22 protein-coding genes are annotated in these 23739 nt (G+C 63.0%); 13 read left to right on the top strand and 9 right to left on the bottom strand.

The window, feature by feature from the left end; genetic code table 11:
- Positions 1-54: 54 nt before the first annotated feature.
- On the top strand, positions 55-2106 hold the full coding sequence (locus ACX3P0_RS13650; RefSeq protein ID WP_459089194.1) for an elongation factor G: 2052 nt from the start codon (positions 55-57) through the stop codon (positions 2104-2106).
- An 857-nt stretch (positions 2107-2963) separates the two neighbouring features.
- Here the strand turns inward: ACX3P0_RS13650 and ACX3P0_RS13645 are convergent.
- The gene (locus ACX3P0_RS13645; protein WP_459078166.1) at positions 2964-3860 is read right to left on the bottom strand and encodes a LysR family transcriptional regulator; all 897 of its coding nucleotides are present in this window, start codon (positions 3858-3860) and stop codon (positions 2964-2966) included.
- A gap of 53 nt (positions 3861-3913) precedes the next feature.
- Positions 3914-4888 carry a thioredoxin-disulfide reductase gene (gene trxB, locus ACX3P0_RS13640; RefSeq protein ID WP_459089192.1) on the bottom strand — a complete coding sequence of 325 codons (975 nt, stop codon included), beginning with the start codon at positions 4886-4888 and terminating at the stop codon, positions 3914-3916.
- 224 nt (positions 4889-5112) lie between these two features.
- Between trxB and ACX3P0_RS13635 the strand changes: the two genes are divergently transcribed.
- The gene (locus ACX3P0_RS13635; protein WP_459089190.1) at positions 5113-5592 is read left to right on the top strand and encodes an Lrp/AsnC family transcriptional regulator; all 480 of its coding nucleotides are present in this window, start codon (positions 5113-5115) and stop codon (positions 5590-5592) included.
- A 36-nt stretch (positions 5593-5628) separates the two neighbouring features.
- Here the strand turns inward: ACX3P0_RS13635 and ACX3P0_RS13630 are convergent, their stop codons facing one another.
- The 3 genes from ACX3P0_RS13630 to ACX3P0_RS13620 all read right to left on the bottom strand — a co-directional run bounded on the left by ACX3P0_RS13630 (position 5629) and on the right by ACX3P0_RS13620 (position 7742).
- Complete coding sequence (locus ACX3P0_RS13630; RefSeq protein ID WP_459089188.1) at positions 5629-6708, bottom strand: glycosyltransferase family 4 protein; 1080 nt, start codon at positions 6706-6708, stop codon at positions 5629-5631.
- A 33-nt stretch (positions 6709-6741) separates the two neighbouring features.
- A complete protein-coding gene (gene greA / locus ACX3P0_RS13625; protein WP_459078162.1) occupies positions 6742-7215 on the bottom strand; it encodes a transcription elongation factor GreA in 474 nt (157 codons plus the stop codon).
- 176 nt (positions 7216-7391) lie between these two features.
- On the bottom strand, positions 7392-7742 hold the full coding sequence (locus tag ACX3P0_RS13620) for a DMT family protein (protein ID WP_459078161.1): 351 nt from the start codon (positions 7740-7742) through the stop codon (positions 7392-7394).
- A 144-nt stretch (positions 7743-7886) separates the two neighbouring features.
- Here ACX3P0_RS13620 and ACX3P0_RS13615 point away from each other — a divergent pair, with 144 nt between their 5' ends.
- From ACX3P0_RS13615 to ACX3P0_RS13590, 6 genes are all read left to right on the top strand, one after another.
- Positions 7887-8312, top strand: coding sequence for a DUF3775 domain-containing protein (locus ACX3P0_RS13615; protein ID WP_459089186.1), 426 nt, complete (start codon positions 7887-7889; stop codon positions 8310-8312).
- Entirely contained in the window at positions 8302-9012 is a 711-nt protein-coding gene (locus ACX3P0_RS13610; RefSeq protein ID WP_459089184.1) for an MOSC domain-containing protein, read from the top strand. Before ACX3P0_RS13615 ends, ACX3P0_RS13610 begins: the two co-directional genes overlap by 11 nt.
- A 68-nt stretch (positions 9013-9080) precedes the next feature.
- On the top strand, positions 9081-9962 hold the full coding sequence (locus ACX3P0_RS13605) for an extensin-like domain-containing protein (RefSeq protein ID WP_459089182.1): 882 nt from the start codon (positions 9081-9083) through the stop codon (positions 9960-9962).
- Between the two features lie 118 nt (positions 9963-10080).
- Positions 10081-10887: an extensin-like domain-containing protein gene (locus ACX3P0_RS13600; protein WP_459089180.1), complete on the top strand. Its 807-nt coding sequence runs from the start codon at positions 10081-10083 to the stop codon at positions 10885-10887.
- 25 nt (positions 10888-10912) lie between these two features.
- Complete coding sequence (locus tag ACX3P0_RS13595; protein WP_459089178.1) at positions 10913-11617, top strand: LssY C-terminal domain-containing protein; 705 nt, start codon at positions 10913-10915, stop codon at positions 11615-11617.
- Positions 11618-11671: 54 nt separating this feature from the next.
- Complete coding sequence (locus ACX3P0_RS13590; protein ID WP_459078155.1) at positions 11672-12985, top strand: hemolysin family protein; 1314 nt, start codon at positions 11672-11674, stop codon at positions 12983-12985.
- 189 nt (positions 12986-13174) lie between these two features.
- On the opposite strand, the gene ACX3P0_RS13585 is transcribed toward ACX3P0_RS13590, so the two are convergent.
- A complete protein-coding gene (locus tag ACX3P0_RS13585; protein ID WP_459089176.1) occupies positions 13175-13774 on the bottom strand; it encodes an NADPH-dependent FMN reductase in 600 nt (199 codons plus the stop codon).
- Positions 13775-13862: 88 nt separating this feature from the next.
- Between ACX3P0_RS13585 and ACX3P0_RS13580 the strand changes: the two genes are divergently transcribed.
- Positions 13863-14234 (top strand): winged helix-turn-helix transcriptional regulator, encoded by a 372-nt coding sequence (locus ACX3P0_RS13580; RefSeq protein WP_459089174.1) that lies wholly within the window; start codon positions 13863-13865, stop codon positions 14232-14234.
- Positions 14235-14240: 6 nt separating this feature from the next.
- Here ACX3P0_RS13580 and ACX3P0_RS13575 read toward each other — a convergent pair whose 3' ends face one another.
- Entirely contained in the window at positions 14241-14636 is a 396-nt protein-coding gene (locus ACX3P0_RS13575) for an acyl-CoA thioesterase (RefSeq protein WP_459078152.1), read from the bottom strand.
- Positions 14637-14806: 170 nt separating this feature from the next.
- Here ACX3P0_RS13575 and ACX3P0_RS13570 point away from each other — a divergent pair, with 170 nt between their 5' ends.
- Positions 14807-16423 (top strand): GMC family oxidoreductase, encoded by a 1617-nt coding sequence (locus ACX3P0_RS13570; protein WP_459089172.1) that lies wholly within the window; start codon positions 14807-14809, stop codon positions 16421-16423.
- Complete coding sequence (locus ACX3P0_RS13565; protein WP_459089170.1) at positions 16420-17631, top strand: mandelate racemase/muconate lactonizing enzyme family protein; 1212 nt, start codon at positions 16420-16422, stop codon at positions 17629-17631. Before ACX3P0_RS13570 ends, ACX3P0_RS13565 begins: the two co-directional genes overlap by 4 nt.
- 206 nt (positions 17632-17837) lie before the next feature.
- Here the strand turns inward: ACX3P0_RS13565 and ACX3P0_RS13560 are convergent, their stop codons facing one another.
- Complete coding sequence (locus ACX3P0_RS13560) at positions 17838-18770, bottom strand: diacylglycerol/lipid kinase family protein (RefSeq protein ID WP_459089168.1); 933 nt, start codon at positions 18768-18770, stop codon at positions 17838-17840.
- 193 nt (positions 18771-18963) lie between these two features.
- Here ACX3P0_RS13560 and ACX3P0_RS13555 point away from each other — a divergent pair, with 193 nt between their 5' ends.
- Together ACX3P0_RS13555 and uvrB are read left to right on the top strand one after the other, a co-directional pair.
- On the top strand, positions 18964-19221 hold the full coding sequence (locus ACX3P0_RS13555; RefSeq protein ID WP_459078148.1) for a SemiSWEET family sugar transporter: 258 nt from the start codon (positions 18964-18966) through the stop codon (positions 19219-19221).
- A 108-nt stretch (positions 19222-19329) separates the two neighbouring features.
- Complete coding sequence (uvrB, locus tag ACX3P0_RS13550) at positions 19330-22356, top strand: excinuclease ABC subunit UvrB (protein ID WP_459089166.1); 3027 nt, start codon at positions 19330-19332, stop codon at positions 22354-22356.
- 52 nt (positions 22357-22408) lie between these two features.
- Here uvrB and ACX3P0_RS13545 read toward each other — a convergent pair whose 3' ends face one another.
- A complete protein-coding gene (locus ACX3P0_RS13545; protein ID WP_459089164.1) occupies positions 22409-23674 on the bottom strand; it encodes a Glu/Leu/Phe/Val family dehydrogenase in 1266 nt (421 codons plus the stop codon).
- Between the last annotated feature and the right edge of the window lie 65 nt (positions 23675-23739).

Here is a 23739-nt window from a genome sequence, read left to right as displayed (position 1 = left end):
GGTCGAACGGGCCGGCCGCCGCTCCTTGGGGAAACGCCCGAGCGGAGGTCAGTCATGGAGAATCGCGCCGGAGGAAGACGCTCGGGGCCGAAGTGCATTGCCATCGTCGGTCCCTTTTCAAGCGGCAAGACCACCCTTCTCGAAGCCATTCTCGCCCGCACGGGCGCCATACCCCGCCAGAACCCGGTTTCTTCCGGCAACACCGTTTCCGACCATTCGCCCGAAGCCCGCGCGCATGCCATGAGCGTCGAGGCCGTGTTTGCCACCACCGAATTCATGGGCGAAAGCCTGACCTTCGTCGACTGTCCGGGCTCCATCGAATTCTCGTTCGAGGCCGAACCGGTGCTGGCTGCCTGCGACCTGGCCGTCGTGGTCGCCGAGGCCGATGAAAAGAAAATCCCGGCCCTTCAGCTCATCATGCGCAAGCTGGACGATCTCGGCATCCCGCGCATCCTGTTTCTCAACAAGGTCGACAAGGCCGTCGCCGGCGTGCGCGATACGCTGAAGATGCTGCAGCCGGCAAGCATCGCGCCGCTGCTGCTTCGGCAGGTGCCGCTGCGCAAGGACAATGTCGTCATTGGCTCGATCGACCTCGCGCTGGAGCGCGCCTACATCTACCGCGAATATGCCGAGAGCGAGATCGCCGAAATCCCAGGCGACGAGAAGGCGCGCGAATTGGAGGCGCGCTTTTCCATGCTGGAGACGCTGGCCGACCATGACGACCAGTTGATGGAACAACTGCTGGAAGAGATCGAGCCTCCGAAGGACAAGATTTTCGACGACCTCGCCGCCGATCTGCGTGACGGGTCGGTAACGCCGGTGCTGATCGGAACGGCCGAAAAAGGCAACGGCGTGCTGCGCCTGCTGAAGGCGATCCGGCACGACGCGCCCGACGTGGAGGCGACCCGAAAACGCCTCGGCCTGCCCGACGGCAACGCGACGATTGCCCAGGTGATGAAGACCATCCATACGACGCATGCCGGCAAGCTTTCGGTAGCGCGTATCCTGTCCGGGCAGGTCGCCGACGGCATGGAACTGACCTTGCCGAACGGCGAAACCGCAAGAATATCGGGAATTTACCGGATTTTGGGCAAGGACCAGACGAAACTGACCTCGGCCAAGCCCGGCGATACGGTGGCGTTGGGCAAGCTGGAAGGCGCGCGGACATGCCAGACGCTGACGACCGGCAAGGCCGGCATTGCCCCGGCGATCGAACTGGCCCCGCCGCAACCCGTCTATGCCTTTGCGTTGCGCCCGAAAGAGCGCAAAGACGACGTAAAGATGTCGGCGGCCATCCAGCGGCTGGCGGAAGAGGATCCTTCGCTCAACCTGCACCACAATCAGGATTCGGCCGAGACGGTGCTGTCGGGGCATGGCGAAATGCATTTGCGCGTCGTGCGCGAGCGGCTGGAAGGGCGCAACCAGATCGCGGTCGACGGGCACCAGCCGGCCGTGCCCTATCGCGAGACGATCCGCAAAACGGTGCAGCAGCGCGGCCGCCACAAGAAGCAGTCGGGCGGCCACGGCCAGTTCGGCGACGTCGTCGTGGAGATCAAGCCGCTGCCGCGCGGCTCGGGCTTCGAGTTCACCGACACCATCACCGGCGGCGCGGTGCCAAAAACCTATATCCAGTCGGTCGAGACGGGCGTGCGCGACTACATGAAGTCCGGCCCGCTTGGCTTCCCGGTCGTGGACATCGCCGTCAACCTTTCCGACGGCTCCTACCATGCCGTCGATTCCTCCGACATGGCGTTCCAGATGGCGGCCAAGCTCGCCATGAAGGAAGGCATGGCGCAATGCTCGCCCGTGCTGCTGGAGCCGATCATGAAGGTCGAGATCGTCACCCCGTCGGATGCCACGGCCAGGATCATCGCCTTGATTCCGCAGCGGCGCGGCCAGATCCTCGGCTACGATGCGCGGCCCGGCTGGCCGGGCTGGGACGTAGTGGAGGCGACCATGCCGCAAGCCGACATCGGCGACCTGATCATCGAGCTTCGCTCGGCAACCGCGGGGGTGGCGACGTATCGCGCAGCATTCGACCATATGGCCGAACTGACCGGACGCCTCGCGGACGAAGCGATGAACACCAGCGGCAAGGCAGCCTGACGCTTGCTAGAGCATCGGACCGAAAAGTGGAATCCGGTTTTCGGAAAATCCGATGCTCAAACAAAAGGATAGAGCGGGAGCGCGGGTTTATCCGAGCGTCCGCCGCTCCAGGGTGCTGCGGAAAACGAAAACGGCGCCCGAACCGATCGGGCGCCGTTTTACTTGCGGACCGTCTCCGTGGGAGGAGGGACGGCAGGTCCGCCGCACCGAAAATACCGGCGCTAAAGCATCGGACCGAAAAGCGGAATCCGGTTTTCGGGTTGTTCCGATGCTCACTCAACGAGCTAGATCCAGAAGGACTGCGATCTAGGCACGCGGCAAAAAAAGCTGGACGCGGTCGCTGCCTGAGCCCGAGCCGATCGAATGGTGCCCCCACCTTCCGAACGGCTCACACCGCGTCCTATTATCTGGCTAAACCAAAACGACGATAAGGGAAACGTTACGGGGGTTACACGTCACCGTTACGCCCTCTGCAAGCGCAGCGGCTTGGCACCCGAGCAGATTTTCGGCAACAAAAAAGCCGGATCAAGAGATCCGGCTGAGTTGAATGGAAGCGCCCGTTAGGGCTAAACCTCCAGAGGGGAACACTCGAGGACGCTAATGGGAGGAGAACGCGTCCAGGAGATGACCTATATATGCTCATACCCGGCTCAATATTCAATAACCTATTTTGCAATGCACACATGCAAAAAGGGACCGGCTGTGGCACAACCCCCATCCTGCCGCAATAAGGCCAGCCAAATCGATTAGTATTCGTAAAAAATGCCCGCTGCCCGGCTGTGATCGATGCGCGAGCTTCGCAAGCGCAACTCAGAGGAGACCGGTTCGGAAGCCGGCTCTATGGCACGTCTAGGCGATCAAAACGCCCAGTTGCGCGCCTTGCCGTAGAGAAAATCGCGAAACGCCTTGAGCTTGGCCTGGTTCTTCATGGCTTCGGGATAGACGAAGAACGTATCGAAGGACGGCCCTTCAAGCTCCGGCAGGACCGGCACCATCCCGGTGTCCTTGTCGGCCATGTAGTCGGGCAGCATGGCGATGCCGACGCCACGCTTGGCAGCCCGGCGGATGGACATGAGGTCGTTGATCTGCAGCACCGGCTCCCGTTTGAAGCCCGACGCGCGGCCGATGGTTTCCAGCACATTGAGGCCGGCGAGATAATGCGGCACGGGCTCGCCGAAGGTGATGATCCTGTGCTTGTCCAGATCGGCGACCGACTTCGGCGTGCCGTGCTTGTCGAGATAGGACTGCGTCGCGAAGACATGCAGATGCACGGTAAAGAGACGCCGCTGGATCAGGTCCGGCTGCTGCGGCTGGCGCAGGCGCAGGGCGCAGTCCGCCTGGCGCATGGTAAGATCCAGTTCCTCGTTGGTGAACACGAGTTGCAGGTTGATTTCCGGATAAAGCTCGAAGAACTCCTTCGCACGCTCGGTCAGCCAGCCGGTGCCCAGGCCGACCGTCGTGGTTACGCGCAAGGTGCCGGACGGCTTGTCGGTGGTTTCGGAAAGCTGCGTCTTGACGTTTTCAAGCTGCATCAGCACGTCGTGCGCCGTGCGGTAGAGCAATTCGCCCTGTTCGGTCAGCACCAGCCCGCGCGCGTGCCGATTGAACAACGGCACGCCGACGTCGTGCTCCAGAGCGCTGACCTGGCGGGAAATGGCCGATTGCGACAGGCGCAGAATTTCCGCGGCATGGGTAAACGACCCAGCCTCCGCCGCTGCGTGAAACACGCGTAGCTTGTCCCAATCCAACGCCATGGTTTCCCCTCTTATGATTTGGCGTCTGTGCGATAAATCAGCCTATTGAACGGCTACTCCGCCGCTTCTCTATGAACCTCTATGCCCGCAAGATATTTTTCCGCTTCCAGCGCCGCCATGCAGCCCAGACCGGCTGCGGTGACCGCCTGGCGATAGATGTCGTCGGTCACGTCGCCCGCGGCGAAAACCCCCGGTACGTCGGTACGCGTCGAATCGGGCGCCGTCCACAGATAGCCGTTCGGCTTCTGCTTCAGGTTGCCTTCGAACAGGCTGACCGCCGGTGCATGGCCGATGGCCACGAACACGCCGTCCACCTTCAAATGCGTTTCCTGGCCGGTCGCGACATGGCGCAGTTTCAGCCCCTCGACCGAAGGCGGCATCGGTGCCTTGCCCGGCCGCCCGGTAATCTCGTCGACCACCGTATCCCAGATGACGCGGACATTTTCCTTCTTGAGCAGACGCTCCCGCAGGATGCGCTCCGCGCGGAAATCGCTGCGCCGGTGGATGACCGTGACGCTCTTGGCCAGATTGGACAGATAAAGCGCCTCTTCCACGGCCGAATTGCCGCCGCCGACGACCGCCACATCCTTGCCGCGATAGAAGAAGCCGTCGCAGGTTGCGCAGGCCGAAACGCCAAAGCCCATGAAGGTCTGCTCGGTCGGGATGCCCAGCCATTTCGCCTGAGCGCCGGTGGCGATGATCAGCGCGTCGGCGGTGTAGAGCGTGCCGGAATCGCCCTTGGCGCGGAACGGCCGCGCATCCAGATCGACCTCGGTGATGATGTCGTTGACGATGTCGGTGCCGACGTTCTCGGCCTGCTTGAGCATCTCGCCCATCAGCCACGGCCCCTGGATCGGATCGCCGAAGCCGGGATAGTTTTCCACGTCGGTGGTGATCATCAACTGCCCGCCCTGCTCCAGGCCGGCGACCAGCATCGGCTTCAGCATGGCGCGCGCGGCGTAGATCGCCGCCGTGTAGCCGGCCGGGCCGGAACCGATGATAAGAACGGGCGCATGCTTGGTGTTCATGGAAGAGGCCTCTGCCGGGCAGCCGTTGACGGCGAAAAACGATTTTTGGTTTCAGCGGTAATGTAAGTGCTGCCCGCCATGCCAGCAAGCACGCTTGGTGCAGTGTCCCCGGAAAGCTGGCGACCCGGCTCTCAAAATCGCGTATCGGAGGGCTGGCGCGCGCCGCAAAGTGGTTTATTGACGAACTCGCGAAACAATCTTGCGCACGAAAACGGAAAGCCCCCATGCCGATCAAGGCCGATCTCGACGCCATCGACTGGAAAATCCTGCGCGAACTGCAAGCCGACGGGCGCATGACCAATGTGGAATTGTCGCATCGCGTCGGCATTTCCGCGCCGCCTTGCCTGCGGCGGGTCAAGCACCTGGAGGAAACGGGCGTCATCCGGGGCTATCGGGCGCTGCTCAATGCCCCGGCGCTGGGCATGGACGTGGTCGCGTTCTGCCTGGTTGGACTGCATCACCAATCGGACCCGGAGTTGAAAAGCTTCGCCGAACTGACGCGCGGCTGGCCGATCGTGCGCGATGCGTGGATGGTTTCGGGCGAATCCGACTTTTTGCTGCATTGCGTCGCCAGCGACTTGCGCGCTTTCCAGACCTTCGTCATCGAAGTCCTGACATCGGCGGCCAATGTCGACACGGTGCGCACCGCACTGACCATTCGCCAGGTCAAGGATGAAGGCCTGGTGGAAATCAAAAAGCCCTGAAAGCCCGCGCGCCGGTCCACAGTGGCCGGTCTTCGATCAGGATTTCCGCCACACCGCCTCATAGACGCCGCCGATACTCTCCGCCTCGCGGCGCAGCGGAAACATGGTTTTGACGCGGGCGAGCCCGTTTTCGCCATGGGCAGCCAGCAGACCCGTGTCCGCCAGATAGCGCCCGGCCGCCTCGCTCAACGCGGCACTGTCGCCAACGGGCGTCACCGCGCCGGTTTCGCCGTCGACGATCAGTTCGGAAAACGCCCCGACATCGGTCGCCACCACCGGCACGCCGCTGGCCATCGCCTCCAGCGGGGTCAGCCCGAAACCTTCCCAGCGCTGCGGCGCGACAAACAGCGAAAGCGCGCGATACCAGCGCTCGATGTCGGTATGCTCGCCCACGAACAGGATGTGATCTGCCAGACCCGCCTTTTCCACCCGGCCGCGCAGTTCCGCCTCATAGGCCTGATGCTGCTGGGTGGCGCGGCCGGCTATGACCGCCGACCATCCCGGATAGCGCGGCAGCAGATCGATCATGACGTCGACAAACAGATCAGTGCCCTTTTGATGCCGGACGCGGCCAAAGCAGCCGACATAGCGTTGCGCGGGATCGAGGCCGACGGACCGCACCGCCTCCGCCCTGTCCGCCGGCACATGGAAGCGCGCGGTATCGATGCCGTGCATGATGACGGTGTTCGGCACGAGCAGGTAAGACGCTGTCTTGCGGCTGGTGGCGATGACCGCATCCATCTGCCGGATCAGAAAGCGGGTCCAACCCGTGTGGTGGCGTTGCGAGGCCGAGGTAAAGACAAGCTTGAGCGGCATGCGCAGCACGCATTTCAGCACCAGCCCTGCCAGCATCTCGACGTTGCGGCGCGCATGCCAGATGCGCTTGCGCCCCGAAAGCGGCCGCTTCCACAGCAGCGGCAATTGCCACCAGCGCATTTTCGGCAAGGTGTCGGGCAGCCCCGGTCCGATCGTGGCTATCCCCGAATTGAGCGTCTGCAGCGGAACGAGTTGGATAATGGTGCTGGTGACGCCCGAGAGCCGCCGCTTCAGATTGGGAGCGACGACCTCGATCCGGCTCATGTCGACGGCGGCACGCCTCGCCGCCGAAACGGTCATGGCGTCACCGCGTGCGGACAGCGATCCATCGTTTCAGATGAACTGCACCTTGACGACCTCGTAGCCGCGCGCGCCGCCGGGCGCGTTGACCTCGACGGTGTCGCCCACTTCCTTGCCGATCAGCGCGCGCGCTATCGGCGAGGAAATGGAGATGCGGCCCAATTTCACGTCGGCTTCCTGGTCGCCGACGATCTTGTAGGTCTTCTTTTCTTCCGTATCCTCGTCAACGAGGGCGACGGTCGCGCCGAACTTGATCTTGTCGCCGCCAAGCTTGGAAATGTCGATGACCTCGGCCCGCGCGATAAAATCCTCGAGTTCGCCGACGCGGCCTTCATTCAGGCTCTGTTGTTCCTTGGCGGCATGATACTCGGCATTTTCTGAAAGATCGCCATGCGAGCGCGCCTCGGAGATCGCCTCGATGATGCGAGGCCGCTCCTCCTGCTGGCGCCAGCGCAGTTCTTCCTTCAGCGATTCGAATCCCTCGCCTGTCATCGGGACCTTATTCATGGCCTACCTTCCTGCCGCCCATTCTTTCCAGATGGGGTTGTCACACAAAAAGAAAACGGCCCGCCGGATCAAACCAACGAAACCGTCTCACCTCGGATTCAACCCAATATAGCTATGTTTGCCCGCTTTTCACGCCCAAAAAACATCTTCCCAAAAAATAAGTGCGGGTGGTCGCTTTAGCCTTTGAAAATCAACGCCGCACCGCCGGCAATAAGGGCAAAGCCCAGCGCATGGTTCCAGGTCAACGCCTCCTTCAGGTAGAACACCGAAAACACGGCGAACACCGAAAGCGTGATGACTTCCTGCATCGTCTTCAGTTCGGCGGCCGAATAGACGCTGCTGCCGATGCGGTTGGCCGGCACCGCCAGCCAGTATTCGAAAAAGGCGATCATCCAGCTGACGACGACCGCAAGATAGATCGGCGATGCCTTGTATTTCAGGTGGCCGTACCACGCGAATGTCATGAACACATTGGAAGCGACGAGCATCAGGATGGGCAGAACCTTGGGCGACAAAAGCACGGCCATATGCGAACCAGTTCCGTTGGATGAGGACACGCCATTTCACGGCAAGCCGGCGCGCTGTCAATCGGCGCGCCGCCGGCTCACCGAAGAATGCGTGACGTGCCCGGCAAATAGGCTATCATCCGCCAGGCAGTACGGAGAAGGACGGTGCAGCAGCGTCTCGAACGGGAATGGGAGCTTTCGATAGGGCCTGACACCGTGCGCCTGTTCATCCTCAAGGCGAAAGGCCTGACGGCCGCCGTCAACGAGGATTACGCCGACGGCGCCGAACACGAGGTCGAACTGGACGGCAACAGCCGCGACACGCATCATCATGGCGGCCTGGCGGAAGAAAAGTCCGAAAACCTGGCTGAAAAAGAACTGCGCGAACTCATCAGCGACCTCAATGTCGACGAAGCGGCCGAACTGATCGCGCTGGCCTGGGTCGGCCGGGGCGACTACGCCGCCTTAGAATGGGCCGACGCCCTTGCCGCCGCACGCGAGCGCCCGCGCCGCCGCACCGCGAAATACCTGCTCGGCCTGCCGCAACTTGCCGACTGGCTGGAAGAAGGGCTGGAAACGATTGGCGCTTGATTTTACGACCGACCCGGCCGCCTCGACAGGCGTTGACATAGAAGCCTTGTTCATCGGGAAGCTTGCTCCGCTCGGGCCGCAACGGGCACCGAGCGGCATCCGCAAGGCCAGGGCGGACGGACCGCAGGACGTCACCTCCGTCGGATTGCTGGGCGACCACCAGGGCGACACCAAAAGCCATGGCGGCCCTGAAAAAGCCCTGCATCACTATCCGCGCGACCACTATGCCGCTTGGGCAGCCGATGGCATCGAAGCGGTACCCGCCGCCTTCGGCGAAAACATCTCGACCTTCGGCCTGACGGAAGGCGACATCTGCATCGGCGACATCTATCGGCTTGGCAAAGCCGTGCTGCAGGTCAGCCAGGGACGCCAGCCCTGCTGGCGGCTGAACGCGCGTTTCGAGCGCCCCGACATGGCGTACCGCGTGCAAAAAACTGGCAGGACCGGTTGGTACTATCGCGTTCTCGGTGAGGGTACAGCCTCGGCCGGCGATGCGTTGACGCTGGAGGAGCGGCCGCAGCCGCACTGGCCGTTAACGCGCCTCATCGACCTGCTCTACACCCGTACGCTCGATCTGACCGCCCTTGCCGGTCTGGCCGCGATGCCCGAACTCGCCCCCTCCTGGCGCAACCTCGCGACACGCCGCCTCGAAACAGGATCAGTCGAGAACTGGGAAAAAAGGCTGCGCGGCCGCACCTGACACACGCCGTCATCGAACGTGATGGTGCCGCGCGGCAACCATTCCCCTAGGCGCGCCGTTGCGAAAAAATGACATCGTTCCGCGTTCTTTCCCTGCCGCTTTTGCTCGCCGCCGGTGTTTTTGCCGGAACCGCAGCGATGGCCGGAACCCCGAAACTGCCGCCGAAAGCGCCGATCCCTCAAATGAGCGAGCGTGCGGTCGAAACACCACTTCCAGACGAGAAGCCCATCGCGCCGTCAGAGGATGAAAAACAGGCCTTGCCCGTCGAAACAGGCGAAATTCCCGTTCCGCCGGCCAAACCTGCAGATGCCGTCGGCCCCGAAAAACCCACCGATGAGGCTAAAAAACCCGAAAAGAAGCCGATAGCGCCCGACCCACGTTCGACCGCCGCCCCGCTGATACCCATGCCAGACGAAGAAGTGGCCTGTCGGAAACGCTTGAATGCGCTCGGCGTGGAATTCGAGGACAAGAAGGCCGAAAGCGACCCGGTAATCGGCTGTTCAATTCCCTATCCGCTGACGGTCAGGACGCTGGGTCCGGCTATTGCTATCGCGCCGGAGGCCGAGATGAATTGCCAGATGGCGGAAGCGGCAGCGCGTTTCATGGCCGAAACGGTCACGCCAGCGGCAAAGACCCGGTTCGGCGCTGGCCTGAAATCGATAAATCAGGCATCCGCCTATGTCTGCCGGCCCCGCCATAACGGCCGGAAAATGTCGGAGCATGCCTTCGGCAACGCACTCGATATTGCAAGCGTCACGCTGACCGATGGTACGAAGATCGCGGTCGAGCCGTCGCCGCCTGAAAAAGAAGCGAAATTCCTGGACGAAGTGCGCAAGGCTGCATGCGGCCCGTTCAAGACCGTGCTCGGCCCCGGCAGCGATGCCGATCACGCCCTGCATTTCCATCTCGACCTCGAGCCGCGCCGCAACGGCGGCACCTTCTGCCAGTAGGTTGGTTGCCAGTAAGCCAGCCGCCGCAATTTAGCCGCAGCCATGAATTTCAGCGCTGATTTTTCCTTTACCCTTCGCGGGTAGACTCTGTTCCATCATGGGACAGGAAGATGGATCGATGGCAGGCAAGGCGCGACCGCGGCGCGGGCGAATGCTGGCCGCCGGCCTTTGCGGCCTGACGGCGTTGGCGGCGCTCGCCGCCTGCACGACCGGCAACGTGCTGACGCTGGAGCCGGCGGTGGATGTCGGCACGACGACGGCGGCCCTGCCGGCCTACCCGCAAGCGCAGACGGTGGCTCCCACCGATCCCTACATGACGGTCGCCTATCCACGCATGGACGATCCCACACTGCCCTCCGAGCCAATGGCCCCCGAGCCGATGGCCGCCGACGAAATCGACTGCCGCAACGACCTCAAGCGGCTGGGCGTCGTCTACACCGATGTCGAGTCGATCCACGGTGGCGGCCAATGCGGCATCGACAACCCGGTGAAAGTCAGCGCCATCGGCAGCGTCGCCATGAAACCGGCAGCGACGCTGACCTGCGACATGGCCGCCAGTTTCGCCAGATGGACGAAGAAGGAACTCGTTCCCTCGGCGCGCCTGCGGTATTTTTCGGGCGTCAAGGCGATCAACCAGGGATCGAGCTATTCCTGCCGCAAGATCGCCGGCGAACGCACCCTGTCCGAGCACGGCAAGGGCAACGCGCTCGACGTCATGAGCATCGAGTTGAACAATGGCGACACGATCGACGTGCGCAAGCCCGGCCTGTTTTCCTTCCGCCAGCGCGGCTTTCTCAACACCGTGCGCGCCGATGGCTGCGAATATTTCACCACCGTGCTTGGCCCCGGCTACAATTACGACCACCGCAACCATTTCCATTTCGACATCAAGAACCGCAAGAGCGGCTACCGCGCCTGCCGCTAGGCGGGCCTGAATTCATCGGGTTTTCATGGGCCGACGCAGTCTGAAACGGCGTACGATGATCTGGACGGCGGCATTTTGCGCCGCCTATGTCGCCATCGCCTATCTGGTTGCGCCGGAATTCTGGACCCTGCGCAGTTTCCTGCATGGTCCGCGGCCCTCGCAAATGCTGACGCGCACGCCGCAAGGCATCGCCGGCGACCCGATCAATGTCGGTCTCGTCGGCACCAAGGCGGAAGTCATCCATGCCTTTGGCGTTGCCAGATGGGACACCGCCGACGCGGTGACGCTGAGGACCGCCATCGAGATCGGCGAAAGCGTCCTGTTCGATCGTCCTTATCCGGATGCGCCGGTAAGCCGGTTGCTGTTCGAGGGCCGTCAGCAAGACCTCGCCTTCGAAAAACCTATCGGCAACAGCGCCGACCAGCGCCACCATGTGCGCCTGTGGCAGACCGCCGATGCCGGCGATGACGGGCGTCCGCTCTGGCTCGGCTCCACCAGTTTCGACCGTGGCGTCGGTCTCAGCCACGACACCGGCGCCATTACCCATCATATCGGCCCAGACATCGACGCCGAGCGCGACCTGCTGATGGCCGACCTGTCCGACGCAGGCATGCTGGTTTCGACGAGCGAGATCGAGGGCATCGGCCCGGCAAAAGCCGGCCGCAATGGCGGCGGCGACCCTTATTACACCGACGGCATGGCGCTGATCGGCCTGCTGCGGGCAAATTAGGTTTCGGTCGCGCTGCTCCTTTCGAAGGGGCACATGTAATGCTATTGACCGCCGATGCTTTATGTCGAAATCGCCATCGTGGTGGTCCTCATCTGCGTCAACGGCCTGCTGTCGATGTCGGAACTTGCCATCGTCTCGTCGCGGCCGGCAAGGCTCAAGGCGATGACCGACCGCGGCGTGAACGGCGCCGCGGTCGCGCTCGACCTTGGCTCCGACCCCGGCAAATTCCTATCCTCGGTGCAGATCGGCATCACGCTGGTCGGCGTCCTGTCGGGCGCGTTTTCCGGCGCAACGCTTGGCCTGAGGCTTTCCATCTTCCTGCGGTCGTTCGGTGTCAGCGACAGCGTCGCAGACCCGACCGGGGTCGGCATCGTCGTCGCCGTCATCACCTATTTCTCGCTGATCGCGGGTGAACTGGTACCCAAGCAGATCGCGCTGCGCGACCCCGAAAGGGTCGCATCCCGCGTCGCGCCGGCCATGGCGATGATCGCCAGGGTAGCCGCCCCGCTGGTGTGGCTGCTCGATATTTCCGGCCGGGGGCTTTTGTGGTTGCTCGGCCAGAGGGGCGAAAGCGAGGAAAAAGTCACCGATGAGGAAATCAAGATGCTGGTCGCAGAGGCCGAGCATCACGGCACCATCGAATCCGACGAGCGGCGCATGATTGCCGGCGTCATGCGGCTTGGCGACCGCGCGGTACGTGCGGTGATGACGCCGCGCACCGAGGTAGACTGGATCGATCTTGGCACGGACGAAGCCGCGACCCGCAAGCTGCTGATGGAAACCCAGCACTCGCGCCTGCCGGCCTCCGACGGCGGCGTCGACGCCATGGTCGGCGTGGTGCAGACCCGCGACCTCTTGGCAGCGGCCCTTGCAGGGCGCAGCTTCGACCTGCGCAGGCATGTCCGCGCCGCGCCCATCGTCCACGACCAGGCGGATGCGCTGGACGTGCTGGCCAAGCTCAAGGAAAGCGACGTGCCGATGGCGCTCGTCCATGACGAGTACGGCCATTTCGAAGGCATCGTCACCCCCGCCGATATTCTCGAAGCCATCACCGGCGTGTTCCGGGCCGATCTCGATGCCGGCGACGAGAAGGAAAACGCTGTCAAGCGCGAGGACGGCTCCTGGCTGCTCGCCGGCTACATGCAGGCCGACGAGATGGCCGACACGCTGGGCATCGATCTGCCGGAACACCGCGACTACGAAACGGTTGCCGGCTATGTGCTAGCGCACATGCACCATTTGCCCGCAACCGGCGAGACGGTCGACGCGCAAGGCTGGCGCTTCGAAGTGGTCGACCTGGACGGCCGCCGCATCGACAAGCTCATTGCCACCCGTATCGCCAGCGAGAACCGCGACGCCGGGCGGTAGGCAATAGAAAAGCGACCGTCATCCTCGGGCTTGTCCCGAGGATCTGCCGACTCGGAAAACTGGCAGCTATTTTTTCTTCAACGTGCGTAGATCCTCGGGACAAGCCCGAGGATGACGATGGGCGCGGCACTTTGACACCGATCCGAGGTGCCGTAGAACGCCCTTTCCAGATACAGGTCGGTCTGACGCTCAGGCGGCCTGCGCCGTGCGGGCGTCGTTGTCGCGCGCGGTCTTCAGGGCCTTGGCCCACCAAGCAAGCTGGTTCAGCATGGCGGTGGCGCTCTGGTTGAGATGCTCGATTTCCTCGAGCTTCTTGCCCTGCTGCAACACGGCGACGAAATCGGGCATCAGGATGTGGACGCCGGCGCGGGTCGGGGCCATCTGCATTTCGACCGCGTGCAGCCGAAGCTGCTCGATGGCGCGGGCGGCACCGACGCCGCCATAGCCGACGAAGGCCGCCGGCTTGTTGTTCCATTCGTTGTAGGCATAGTCGATCGCGTTCTTGAGAACCGCCGTCGGCCCGCGATTATATTCGGCGGTGATGAAGATATAGCCGTCGAGTTCGTCGACCTTTTTCTGCCAGCGCTGGGCTACTTCGTTCTGCGACGGCGCCCAGGCGGGCGAGGTCGCCTCTTCGAAGAAAGGCATCGGATAGTCGCGCAAATCCACCACCTCGAAATCGAGATCGGTGTGCGCCTTGGCGATGTTGGCGATCCATTCGGTTGGCTTGTCGGCGAACCGGCTTGCACGGGTCGAACCGACGATGATGCCGATCTTGGGCTTGGACATTCGAAGTCTCCTATTCGGGGTACTGGTATAGATTGGATACTGGCGCTATATAGGTGACTGGGAATTTTGAGCGCAAGGAGGCACCTTTTTGAAACCTAGGCACCTGCACAACACCGAAGACTGCCGCGCCGTTTCCGAAATCCTGCAACGGGTCGGCGACAAATGGACGGTTCTGGTCGTCGGCAAGCTTGGCGACGGCTCGATGCGCTTCAACGAACTGCGCGCCGCTGTCGGCGGTATTTCACAAAAAATGCTGACGACGACGCTGCGCGCCCTGGAGCGCGACGGCTTTGTCACGCGCACGGTTTTCCCGACGATTCCGCCGCGAGTCGATTATGAGCTGACCGATCTCGGCCATGAATTGCTGGTTCCCGTCAGCGCTTTGGGTGAATGGGCGCGCATCAACACGGCGCGCGTACGTGAAGCCAGGCAGCGCTTCGACGGTGCGGCGGCCGCGTAGGTCCGCTCAGTTTTCGGGCGGTACCGGCACCGGTTTGCCGTCCTTGTCCAGCGCCACCATGACGAAATCCGCATGGGTGACCTTTTCCATCAGATCGGAAAGGTAGCGCTGCGCCCACGCCTCCACCTTCAGCGTGATCGACGTGCGGCCGACGCGCTCGACATGCGTATAGATGCACAGCGTATCGCCGATCTTCATCGCCTTGGCGAAGGCCATTTCCTTGACCGCCGCCGTCACTACCCGGCCCCTCGCCCGCTCCGCCGCGCGGATGCCGCAGGCCAGATCCATCTGCGCCATCACCCAGCCGCCAAAAATGTCGCCGGCCGCATTGGCGTCGGAAGGCATGGCAAGCGTTCTCAGCGTCAGTTCGCCATGCGGCCTCCCGTCGGCATATCGGACCATTCGGCTTCCCCTCGACATCGGTGTTCCAACTACGGCGTACCGCCATGGCAGGAAGCCGTCAACGCGTTTGCCAGCCGTCGCTTTTTTCACAGAGAACGCCGGATGATGCAGCGACGCGGCCAAGGCGCGGTGGCTAGGGTGGCGGCAGGACTCGGGAGCGCCCCTCAATCATGCAGACCTATGATTTCATCGTCGTCGGCTCCGGCTCGGCTGGTTCGGTCGTGGCCGAGCGGCTGTCGGCATCCGGCCGCTTTTCCGTGCTCGTGCTGGAGGCCGGCGGCACAGACCGCCGCTTCTTCGTCCAGATGCCGCTCGGCTATGGAAAAACCTTCTTCGACCCCGCCGTGAACTGGAACTACAAGACCGAGCAGGACCCCGGCCTTGCCGGTAACGCCGATCACTGGCCGCGCGGAAAATTGCTGGGCGGCTCGAGTTCGATTAACGCCATGGTCTGGATCAGGGGCGCGCGCGACGATTTCGATGCTTGGGCGGCGGCCGGCAATCCGGGCTGGGGCTATGACGATGTGCTGCCGGCGTTCAAGGCGATCGAGGACAACCAGGCCGGTGCCGACCAATGGCGCGGAGGCGGCGGCCCGCTCCACGTCACCGACTGCACGGCTGCGGTCCACCCGCTGAGCAAGCTCTATCTGGCGGCGGCGCAGCAGGCCGGCCTGCCGCTCAACCCCGATTTCAACGGCGCTTCCCAGGAAGGCGTCGGCATCTACCAGATATCGACCCGCAACGGCCGTCGCATGTCGGCTGCGCGCGCCTTCCTGCGTCCGGCGATGAAGCGCGGGAACGTCCGCGTCGAGACGAACGCGCTGGCGACGAAAATCCTGTTTGAGGGGACTCGCGCGGTCGGCGTCGAATATGAGCAGAACGGCGAAACGAAAAGCGCCCGCGCCGGCCGCGAGATCATCGTCTCGGGCGGGTCGATCAACACGCCGCAATTGCTGCAACTTTCCGGCATCGGCCCGGCAGAACTGCTGCAAGGGTTGGGCATTCCCGTCGTCCACGCCAACCAAAATGTCGGCGCGAACCTTCAGGACCATGTCGGCACCAACTACACCTACAAGGGCCGCACGGCGACGCTGAACCAGATACTGCGGCCATGGTGGGGCAAGCTGGCGGTCGGCATGCAGTACCTTCTGCTGCGCTCCGGCCCGCTGTCGCTGTCGATGAACAATGCCGGCGGCTTCTTCCGCACCGATCCGGCGCTAGCGCGGCCGAACATGCAGCTTTACTTCCAGGCGTTTTCCACCGTCATCCCCAAGAGCGGCGAGCGCCCGATCCTGACCCCCGACCCATGGCCCGGCTTTTCCATCGGCCTGTCCAATTGCCGCCCGTCGAGCCGCGGCGAGATCATGATCCGCACGAATAATCCGCACGATTATCCCAAGATCGTCGCCAATGCCTACTCCACCGAGCATGACGTGGCCGAGATGCTGGCGGCGGTAAAATTCGTGCGGAAAATCGCCTCGATGCCGGCCATGGCGGAAAATATCGTCGAGGAAATTCTGCCAGGCCCTTCAATCACTTCGGACGCCGATTTGATTCAAGACTTCCGCCGCCGCTCGGGAACGGTCTATCACCCGGTCTCGACCTGCCGCATGGGGCCGGACGCTTCGCGCGCCGTGGTCGATCCGCGCCTGAAAGTGCACGGGCTTGCCGGCCTGCGCATCATCGACGCCTCGATCTTTCCGGACAATATCTCCGGCAACACCAACGCCGCGTCGATCATGACGGGCTGGAAAGGCGCGGAAATGGTTCTGGAGGATCAGACATGAAAATCACCGACGTAAAAACCTTCGTCGTCGGCAATCCGCCGCCCGGCATCGGCGGCAAATATTTCATCTTCGTCAGGCTCACCACCGATGGCGGCGTCGTCGGCTATGGCGAAGCCTACAACGCCACCTTCTCCGCCCATGTCACCGCCCGCATGATCGAGGATATGGCCGAGCGCTATCTGGTCGGCCGCGACCCGCACGACATCGAAAACCTGTTCCGCCGCTGCTATTCCTCCGGCTTCACCCAGCGCCCCGATGTTTCCGGTATGGGCTGCTTCTCCGCACTGGAAATCGCCTGCTGGGACATCATCGGCAAGGAAGCAGGCAAACCGGTCTACAAGTTGCTGGGCGGGCAGGTGCACGAGACGCTGCGCACCTACACCTATCTCTACCCGCACAGCGGCAGCGTCCATACCGAGGATGTTTCAGGCAAGAATGTCTACAACGACCCCGACCTCGCTGCCGAATGCGCGGTCCGCTACGTCGAGCAGGGTTTTACCGCCGTAAAGCTGGACCCCGCCGGTCCCTACACCGCCTTCGACGGCCACCAGCCGCGCCTTGCCGACATCGACCTGTCGGCGCGCATGATGAAGGCGATCCGCGAGGCGGTCGGCACCAGAGCCGACATCCTGTTCGGCACGCATGGCCAGTTCACGGCGTCGGGCGCGCTGCGCATGGCGGCGGCGATCGAACCCTATGATCCGCTATGGTTCGAGGAACCGGTGCCGCCGGACATGCCCGAAGTGATGGCGCAAGTGGCGCGCGGAACGCGCATCCCCATCGCCACCGGCGAACGGCTGACCACCAAATTCGAGTTCGCCCGCATCATCGAGAACCGCGCGGCGGCGATTCTGCAGCCCGACCTAGGCCGCTCCGGCGGCATACTGGAGACGAAGAAGATCGCGGCGATGGCCGAGGCCTACCACATCCAGATCGCCCCGCACTGCTATTGCGGCCCGATCGTCGGCGCCGCCAACATCCAGCTTGCGGTGACGCTGCCGAATTTCCTCATCCTGGAATCGCTGAAGCAATGGGACGGCTTCCACGCTACGCTGCTCAGAAAAAAAATCGAATGGCAGGACGGTAACGTCATCCCGTCGAAGGAGCCCGGCATCGGCGTCGAACTGAACGAGGCGGTCTGCGAGGCGCATCCCTATGACGGCAAGGCGCTGCATCTGGAGATGATGCAGGACCCGCTGATGCCGTGATGGGTAGGCGGTGAAATACCCGACCACCGTCATCCCGGAAGCCAGCGTCGGAGCGTAGCGACGACGCGGCTGTCCGGAACCCATGCCGTTACCTGTTAATGTCGAGGCATGGATTCCCGACACGCTCCACTCCCTACGGTCGCTCACGCGGCCGGGAATGACGGGAAATGTATCTGCAAATCAACGGGCTACATAAAGCACAGGAATCAACACTTCAGCGTCAGCGCACCCGGCAGAATCTCGAACGTCGCCGGAATGCGTCCCGGCGATTCCCCGTCTATGTCGACCAGCGCGCTGTCCCCATCCCCCACCGGTTCGACAACCACCTTTCGCCCGCGCAGGATGGTGATGGAAGGATGGTTGCGATGCCGCCCGCCATAGAGCAGGCGGATATCCTGGATCAGCTTCAGCTTGCTGGCCGCGCGCAGGATGACGATGTCGAACTGGCCGTCGTCGAGTGCTGCATCCGGCGCGATCATCATGCCACCGCCGAAGAAGCGGCCATTGGCGACCGCCACCAGCGCCATTTTCGCCTCGACCGGCTCGCCGTCATCGATGGTGATGCGCACGTTCTGGAAACGGTAGCGGATGAACTCGAACACGGTCCGCCAGAAGAACAGCGCCTTGGCGGAAAACCTGCCCTTGCGCTTGTCGGCGTTGACGGCGCGGTCGGTTGCGCCGGAAAGCCCGAGGCTGGCAATGTTGATGAAATGCCGGCTGGCCAGCGCGCCGTCGTCGCTGACATAGGAGATGCGGCCGGCATCGATCCGGCGGCCCTTCGCTTCGGCGATCTGCTTGAGCGAGGCTTCGAGATCGCCAGACAGGCCAAGGCCACGCGCGAAATCGATGCCGGTGCCGCAGGGCAACAAGGCCAATGCCGCCGTGCCCCGGCCTTCAATCGACGCCTGCAGCAACCCGTCCGCCGCTTCGCTGGCGGTGCCGTCGCCGCCGGCCGCAATGACCAGGTCGAATCCTTCGGCCGAAAGATCGAAAGCCAGCCGGGCGGCGTCGCCCGAGCCTTGCGTCTCATGCAGTTCGAACGCACCGAAATGCCGGGTGAGCGCGGCAGCCACTTCCGGCCAGTTTCGCTTCAGCCCGCCGCCCCCGGCGACGGGATTCAAGATCACGCCTACCTTCAAGCAAGAGCCCTTCCCCGAATCCGGCTGCTGGCCATTGAAGCGTGGCCACGGCGCGCCCGCAAGCACAAATCGTACGCAGCCAGAGGCAATGCTCTTGCCTTTGTTCTTGGTCCAGCCATCCGCCCGCTTCACAGAAATGGACAAATCTGGCATAGCGCGGATTGCGCACCGTGCGCATTGGAAAGCGACCACCTTGCACCCCCTCTTCGAAGTCGTCGGCTCGATTGCAGCCGTCATAACCACGCTCGCATGGCTGCCGCAGATCGTGAAAATTCTGCGCGAACGCCAGGCACGCGATATCTCGCTGGTCACTACCGCAGCACTCGCCACCGGTGTCTTCCTGTGGATCGTCTACGGCCTTGCCATCGGCTCGCTGCCGGTAGTCCTCTCCAACGCGGTAACGTTCCTGTTCATCGTCGTGATCGTCGGCCTGAAACTGCGCTTCGGCTGAGAACGGCGAACGGGCTCCTGACAACCTTCTGTCAGGATGTGCCATGGGCGGCCGCGCCGGACCCGATGCCCACTTTCCATTTCGGCGGACTCCACCCATATTCAGGCCATGGCCAAATCTCCCGATACCAAAACGCCGGCGAACGACGACCGCGCAGCTTCGCCCAAGCGGCGCAGCACGATGACGGATTTCCACGACGCGTCCGAACCGCTGGAGCGCAAGGGTTTCGCCGAAGCCCCGCAAGCGGAATTTTCGGGCACGCCGCTGTCGGGATCGATCGCCGATTGGGCTGAGCAGATAGAACGGGAAGCGGAGAGCGAGGGCCGCGCGCCCAAGGCAGACACCGGCAAATCGCCAAAGCCCTCTAAAAAAGTTCCTGAACGCTCCGCCTCTCCCTCCCGTAGCTCTCGCGGCACTTCGATGGGCGGGGCGGCGTCGGCGCGGGAACGCACCGCTGCCGGCCTCAATCCTGTCGCCGGCCTCGATATTTCCCTGGAGGATGCCGAGACCATGGCCTCCGGCGGCGTCACCGCCACCGTGGCGGCGCTGTCGGCGCTGATCGAATCAGGCAACCCGCTGCACAAGGACGGCGTGTTGTGGACACCGCACCGGCCTGCCCGCCCCGAGAAATCCGAAGGCGGCATCGCCATCAAGATGGTGTCCGACTTCGAGCCCGCCGGCGACCAGCCGACCGCGATCAAGGATCTGGTCGAAGGCATTGCCAATGACGACCGCACCCAGGTGCTGCTCGGCGTCACCGGCTCCGGCAAGACCTTCACCATGGCCAAGGTGATCGAGGAAACGCAGCGCCCGGCGCTGATCCTCGCGCCCAACAAGACGCTGGCCGCGCAGCTTTATGCCGAGTTCAAGAAATTCTTCCCGGAAAACGCGGTCGAGTATTTCGTCTCCTACTACGACTATTACCAGCCGGAAGCCTACGTCCCGCGCACCGACACGTTCATCGAAAAGGAAAGCTCGATCAACGAGCAGATCGACCGCATGCGCCACTCGGCGACGCGCTCGCTGCTGGAGCGCGACGACGTCATCATCGTCGCTTCGGTGTCGTGCATCTACGGTATCGGCTCGGTCGAAACCTATACGGCGATGACCTTCCAGATGCAGATCGGCGACCGGCTCGACCAGCGCGCGCTGCTCGCCGACCTCGTCGCCCAGCAATACAAGCGGCAGGATATCAACTTCGTACGCGGCTCGTTCCGCGTACGCGGCGACACCATCGAAATCTTCCCGGCCCACTTGGAAGACCGCGCCTGGCGTATCTCGCTGTTCGGCGACGAGATCGAGTCCATCATCGAGTTCGACCCGCTGACCGGCCAGAAAACCGGCGAACTGAAAAGCGTGAAAATCTATGCCAATTCGCACTATGTGACGCCGCGCCCGACCTTGAATCAGGCCACCAAGTCGATCAAGGCAGAGCTGAAGCAGCGCCTGCAAGAGCTTGAAAAGGCTGGCCGCCTGCTGGAAGCGCAGCGGCTGGAGCAGCGCACCCGCTTCGACCTGGAAATGCTGGAAGCGACCGGCTCCTGCGCCGGCATCGAGAACTATTCGCGCTATCTCACCGGCCGTTCGCCGGGCGATCCGCCGCCGACGTTGTTCGAGTACATTCCCGACAACGCGCTGGTCTTCGTCGACGAAAGCCACGTCACCATCCCGCAGATCGGCGGCATGTATCGCGGCGACTTTCGGCGCAAGGCGACGCTGGCCGAATACGGCTTCCGCTTGCCCTCCTGCATGGACAACCGCCCGCTGCGCTTCGAGGAGTGGGATGCCATGCGCCCGCTTTCGGTGGCGGTTTCGGCCACGCCCGGCGGCTGGGAGATGGAACAGGCCGGCGGCGTCTTCGCCGAGCAGGTCATCCGCCCGACCGGCCTGATCGACCCACCGGTCGAAGTGCGCCCCGCCAAGGCGCAGGTCGACGACGTGGTCGGCGAAATCCGTGAAACGACGGCCAAGGGCTATCGCACGCTGGTGACGGTGCTGACCAAGCGCATGGCCGAGGACCTGACCGAATATCTGCACGAGCAGGGCGTGCGCGTGCGCTACATGCACTCCGATATCGACACGCTGGAGCGCATCGAAATTTTACGCGACTTGAGATTAGGCGCGTTTGACGTGCTGGTCGGCATCAATCTTTTACGCGAGGGGCTGGATATTCCCGAATGCGGCTTCGTCGCCATTCTCGACGCCGACAAGGAAGGGTTTTTGCGCTCCGAAACCTCGCTGATCCAGACCATCGGCCGCGCCGCCAGAAACGTCGACGGCAAGGTCATCCTCTACGCCGACAAGGTCACCGGTTCGATGGAGCGGGCGATGGCGGAAACCAACCGCCGCCGCGAAAAGCAGGTCGAATGGAACACCGCCAACGGCATCACGCCGGAATCGGTCAAGTCGCGCATCTCCGACATTCTGGATTCGGTTTACGAGAAGGACCATGTCCGCGCCGACATCTCGCAGTTCACCGACAGCGCCGGCGCGATGATGGGCAACAATCTGAAAGCCCATCTGGAGGCGATGGAAAAGCAGATGCGTGATGCCGCCACCAATCTCGACTTCGAGAAGGCAGCCCGCATCCGCGACGAGATCAAGCGACTGCGCGAGATGGAAATGGCCATTTCCGACGACCCGCTGGCCAAATACGCCGATATGGAAAGCCCGGTGTCGGGCCGTGAAAAAGGCAAGCACAACAAGGGCCGCGCCATCCACAAGGCGGTAGACGACAACGCGCCATCGCCGCAGGAAGCGCGCACGAAACAACGCGCCGCTACCGGCAGGTCCCTGTTCGCCAAGCCCGATCTCGACAATATGGGCCCGGGCACGGACATGCCAACGCCGGCCGGCGCGGTTTCACGCTCGCTGTTCAAGAAGCAATCGGCCAGCGAAGCGCATGGCTCGGATTTCGGGATTCCCGAGGGAGGCAAAAGCCTCTTCAAGAAAAATTCGCTGGATGAGATGACCGTGCGCCGCACGGAAAAGCCGGTCGAAGGCGTAAAGCCGGCCAAGCCGGAAGACGTCAAGCCGATCGTGCGCCAGCGCGTCGGTGCCGGATCCTATGAGAATCCGGGCGAGGCAGCGCGGCAGAAACGCCGCCCCGGCAAGACCGGCCGTCCGGGGAAGTAGGTTTTTGGGCAAACGCACCCGCGGGAAAATCCCGGCGGGTGCGAAAAACAGCTCAGCTTACGAAGAAATTCTGCGTGCCGTGCGCCTCGATGGCCTCGGCCAGCCGGCCGAGCGCGTGGACATAGGCGGCGGTGCGCGCCGAAATCCCCTTTTCGCGCGACAGGTCCCAGACGGCGCGGCCTTCCCGCTCCATGATGGTGCGCAGACGGTCGTGAATTTCCTCTAGCGTCCAGTAGAAGCCCTGACGGTTCTGCACCCATTCGAAATAGGAAACGGTCACGCCTCCGGCATTCGCCAAAATGTCCGGCAGCACGACGACGCCCTTCTTGGCGAGGATATCGTCCGCCTCCGAGGTTAGCGGGCCGTTGGCCAGTTCGAGGATCAGCTTGGCCTTCACCGTACCGGCATTGCCTTCATGGATCATGTTTTCCAGCGCGGCGGGCACCAGGAGATCGCAATCGACGCCGACCAGCGTGCCGGCGGCCAGATGCTCGTGGCCGCCCTGCCCGATGGTCGAGACGACCGAGCGTCCTTGCGCCTTGGCTTCCAGCAACAGGTCGATGTGAAGCCCGACGGGTGAATACACGCCGCCCTCCGAATCCGAGACGGCGACGATCTTGTGCCCGTCCGCGACCAGCAGGCGGGCCATATGCTGCCCCGCATTGCCGAAGCCCTGAATGGCAGCGCGCATATTGTCGCCAAGGCCGAGATCGCTGGCCAGATGGCGCACCAGGTAATAGCCGCCGCGCGCCGTGGCGTCGCCGCGGCCGAGCGAACCGCCGAGCGCAATCGGCTTGCCGGTAATGACGGCCGGCGAAGACTGGCCGACGATCTGCGAATATTCGTCTTCCATCCAACCCATGATCATCGCGTTGGTGTAGACGTCGGGCGCGGGAATATCGCGATCCGGGCCGATGATGCGCGAGAAAGCCTGGATATAGGAACGCGACAGCCGCTCCAGTTCAGCCTTGGAAAGCTGGCGAGGGTCGACCTGTACGGCGCCCTTGCCGCCGCCATAGGGCAGGTTCATCACCGCGCATTTGAAGGTCATCCAGAACGCCAGCGTCTCGACCTCGTCTTCGGTGGCGTCCGGATGAAAGCGGATGCCGCCCTTGGTCGGGCCGCGCGTGTCATCATAGCGGCAGCGCCAGGCGATGAAGGATTTACGCGATCCGTCATCCATGCGGATCATCAGCCGCACTTTGGTCGTTTCTCGCGGGTATTTCAGTTTCTCGATCACATCCGCGTCGATATTGAGATGTGCGGCGGCCTCGTCCAACCGGACAAGCGCGTGGTCGAGAAGACTGACTTCTGTCATGGAACCCTCTGAGAATGAGTGTGGGATACGGGCCTGCATAATTTGTAGGCCCCGCATGCGCAATG

The sequence above is a fragment of the Mesorhizobium sp. A556 genome (assembly GCF_054489545.1).
This window is presented reverse-complemented; position numbering and strand designations above follow the sequence as displayed.

Coding starts and splice junctions, on each gene's coding strand:
- ACX3P0_RS13650 (WP_459089194.1), top strand. CDS start 55: ATGGAGAATCGCGCCGGAGGAAGACGCTCGGGGCCGAAGTGCATTGCC.
- ACX3P0_RS13645 (WP_459078166.1), bottom strand. CDS start 3,860: ATGGCGTTGGATTGGGACAAGCTACGCGTGTTTCACGCAGCGGCGGAG.
- trxB (WP_459089192.1), bottom strand. CDS start 4,888: ATGAACACCAAGCATGCGCCCGTTCTTATCATCGGTTCCGGCCCGGCC.
- ACX3P0_RS13635 (WP_459089190.1), top strand. CDS start 5,113: ATGCCGATCAAGGCCGATCTCGACGCCATCGACTGGAAAATCCTGCGC.
- ACX3P0_RS13630 (WP_459089188.1), bottom strand. CDS start 6,708: ATGACCGTTTCGGCGGCGAGGCGTGCCGCCGTCGACATGAGCCGGATC.
- greA (WP_459078162.1), bottom strand. CDS start 7,215: ATGAATAAGGTCCCGATGACAGGCGAGGGATTCGAATCGCTGAAGGAA.
- ACX3P0_RS13620 (WP_459078161.1), bottom strand. CDS start 7,742: ATGGCCGTGCTTTTGTCGCCCAAGGTTCTGCCCATCCTGATGCTCGTC.
- ACX3P0_RS13605 (WP_459089182.1), top strand. CDS start 9,081: ATGACATCGTTCCGCGTTCTTTCCCTGCCGCTTTTGCTCGCCGCCGGT.
- ACX3P0_RS13600 (WP_459089180.1), top strand. CDS start 10,081: ATGGCAGGCAAGGCGCGACCGCGGCGCGGGCGAATGCTGGCCGCCGGC.
- ACX3P0_RS13595 (WP_459089178.1), top strand. CDS start 10,913: ATGGGCCGACGCAGTCTGAAACGGCGTACGATGATCTGGACGGCGGCA.
- ACX3P0_RS13590 (WP_459078155.1), top strand. CDS start 11,672: ATGCTTTATGTCGAAATCGCCATCGTGGTGGTCCTCATCTGCGTCAAC.
- ACX3P0_RS13585 (WP_459089176.1), bottom strand. CDS start 13,774: ATGTCCAAGCCCAAGATCGGCATCATCGTCGGTTCGACCCGTGCAAGC.
- ACX3P0_RS13575 (WP_459078152.1), bottom strand. CDS start 14,636: ATGGTCCGATATGCCGACGGGAGGCCGCATGGCGAACTGACGCTGAGA.
- ACX3P0_RS13570 (WP_459089172.1), top strand. CDS start 14,807: ATGCAGACCTATGATTTCATCGTCGTCGGCTCCGGCTCGGCTGGTTCG.
- ACX3P0_RS13565 (WP_459089170.1), top strand. CDS start 16,420: ATGAAAATCACCGACGTAAAAACCTTCGTCGTCGGCAATCCGCCGCCC.
- uvrB (WP_459089166.1), top strand. CDS start 19,330: ATGGCCAAATCTCCCGATACCAAAACGCCGGCGAACGACGACCGCGCA.
- ACX3P0_RS13545 (WP_459089164.1), bottom strand. CDS start 23,674: ATGACAGAAGTCAGTCTTCTCGACCACGCGCTTGTCCGGTTGGACGAG.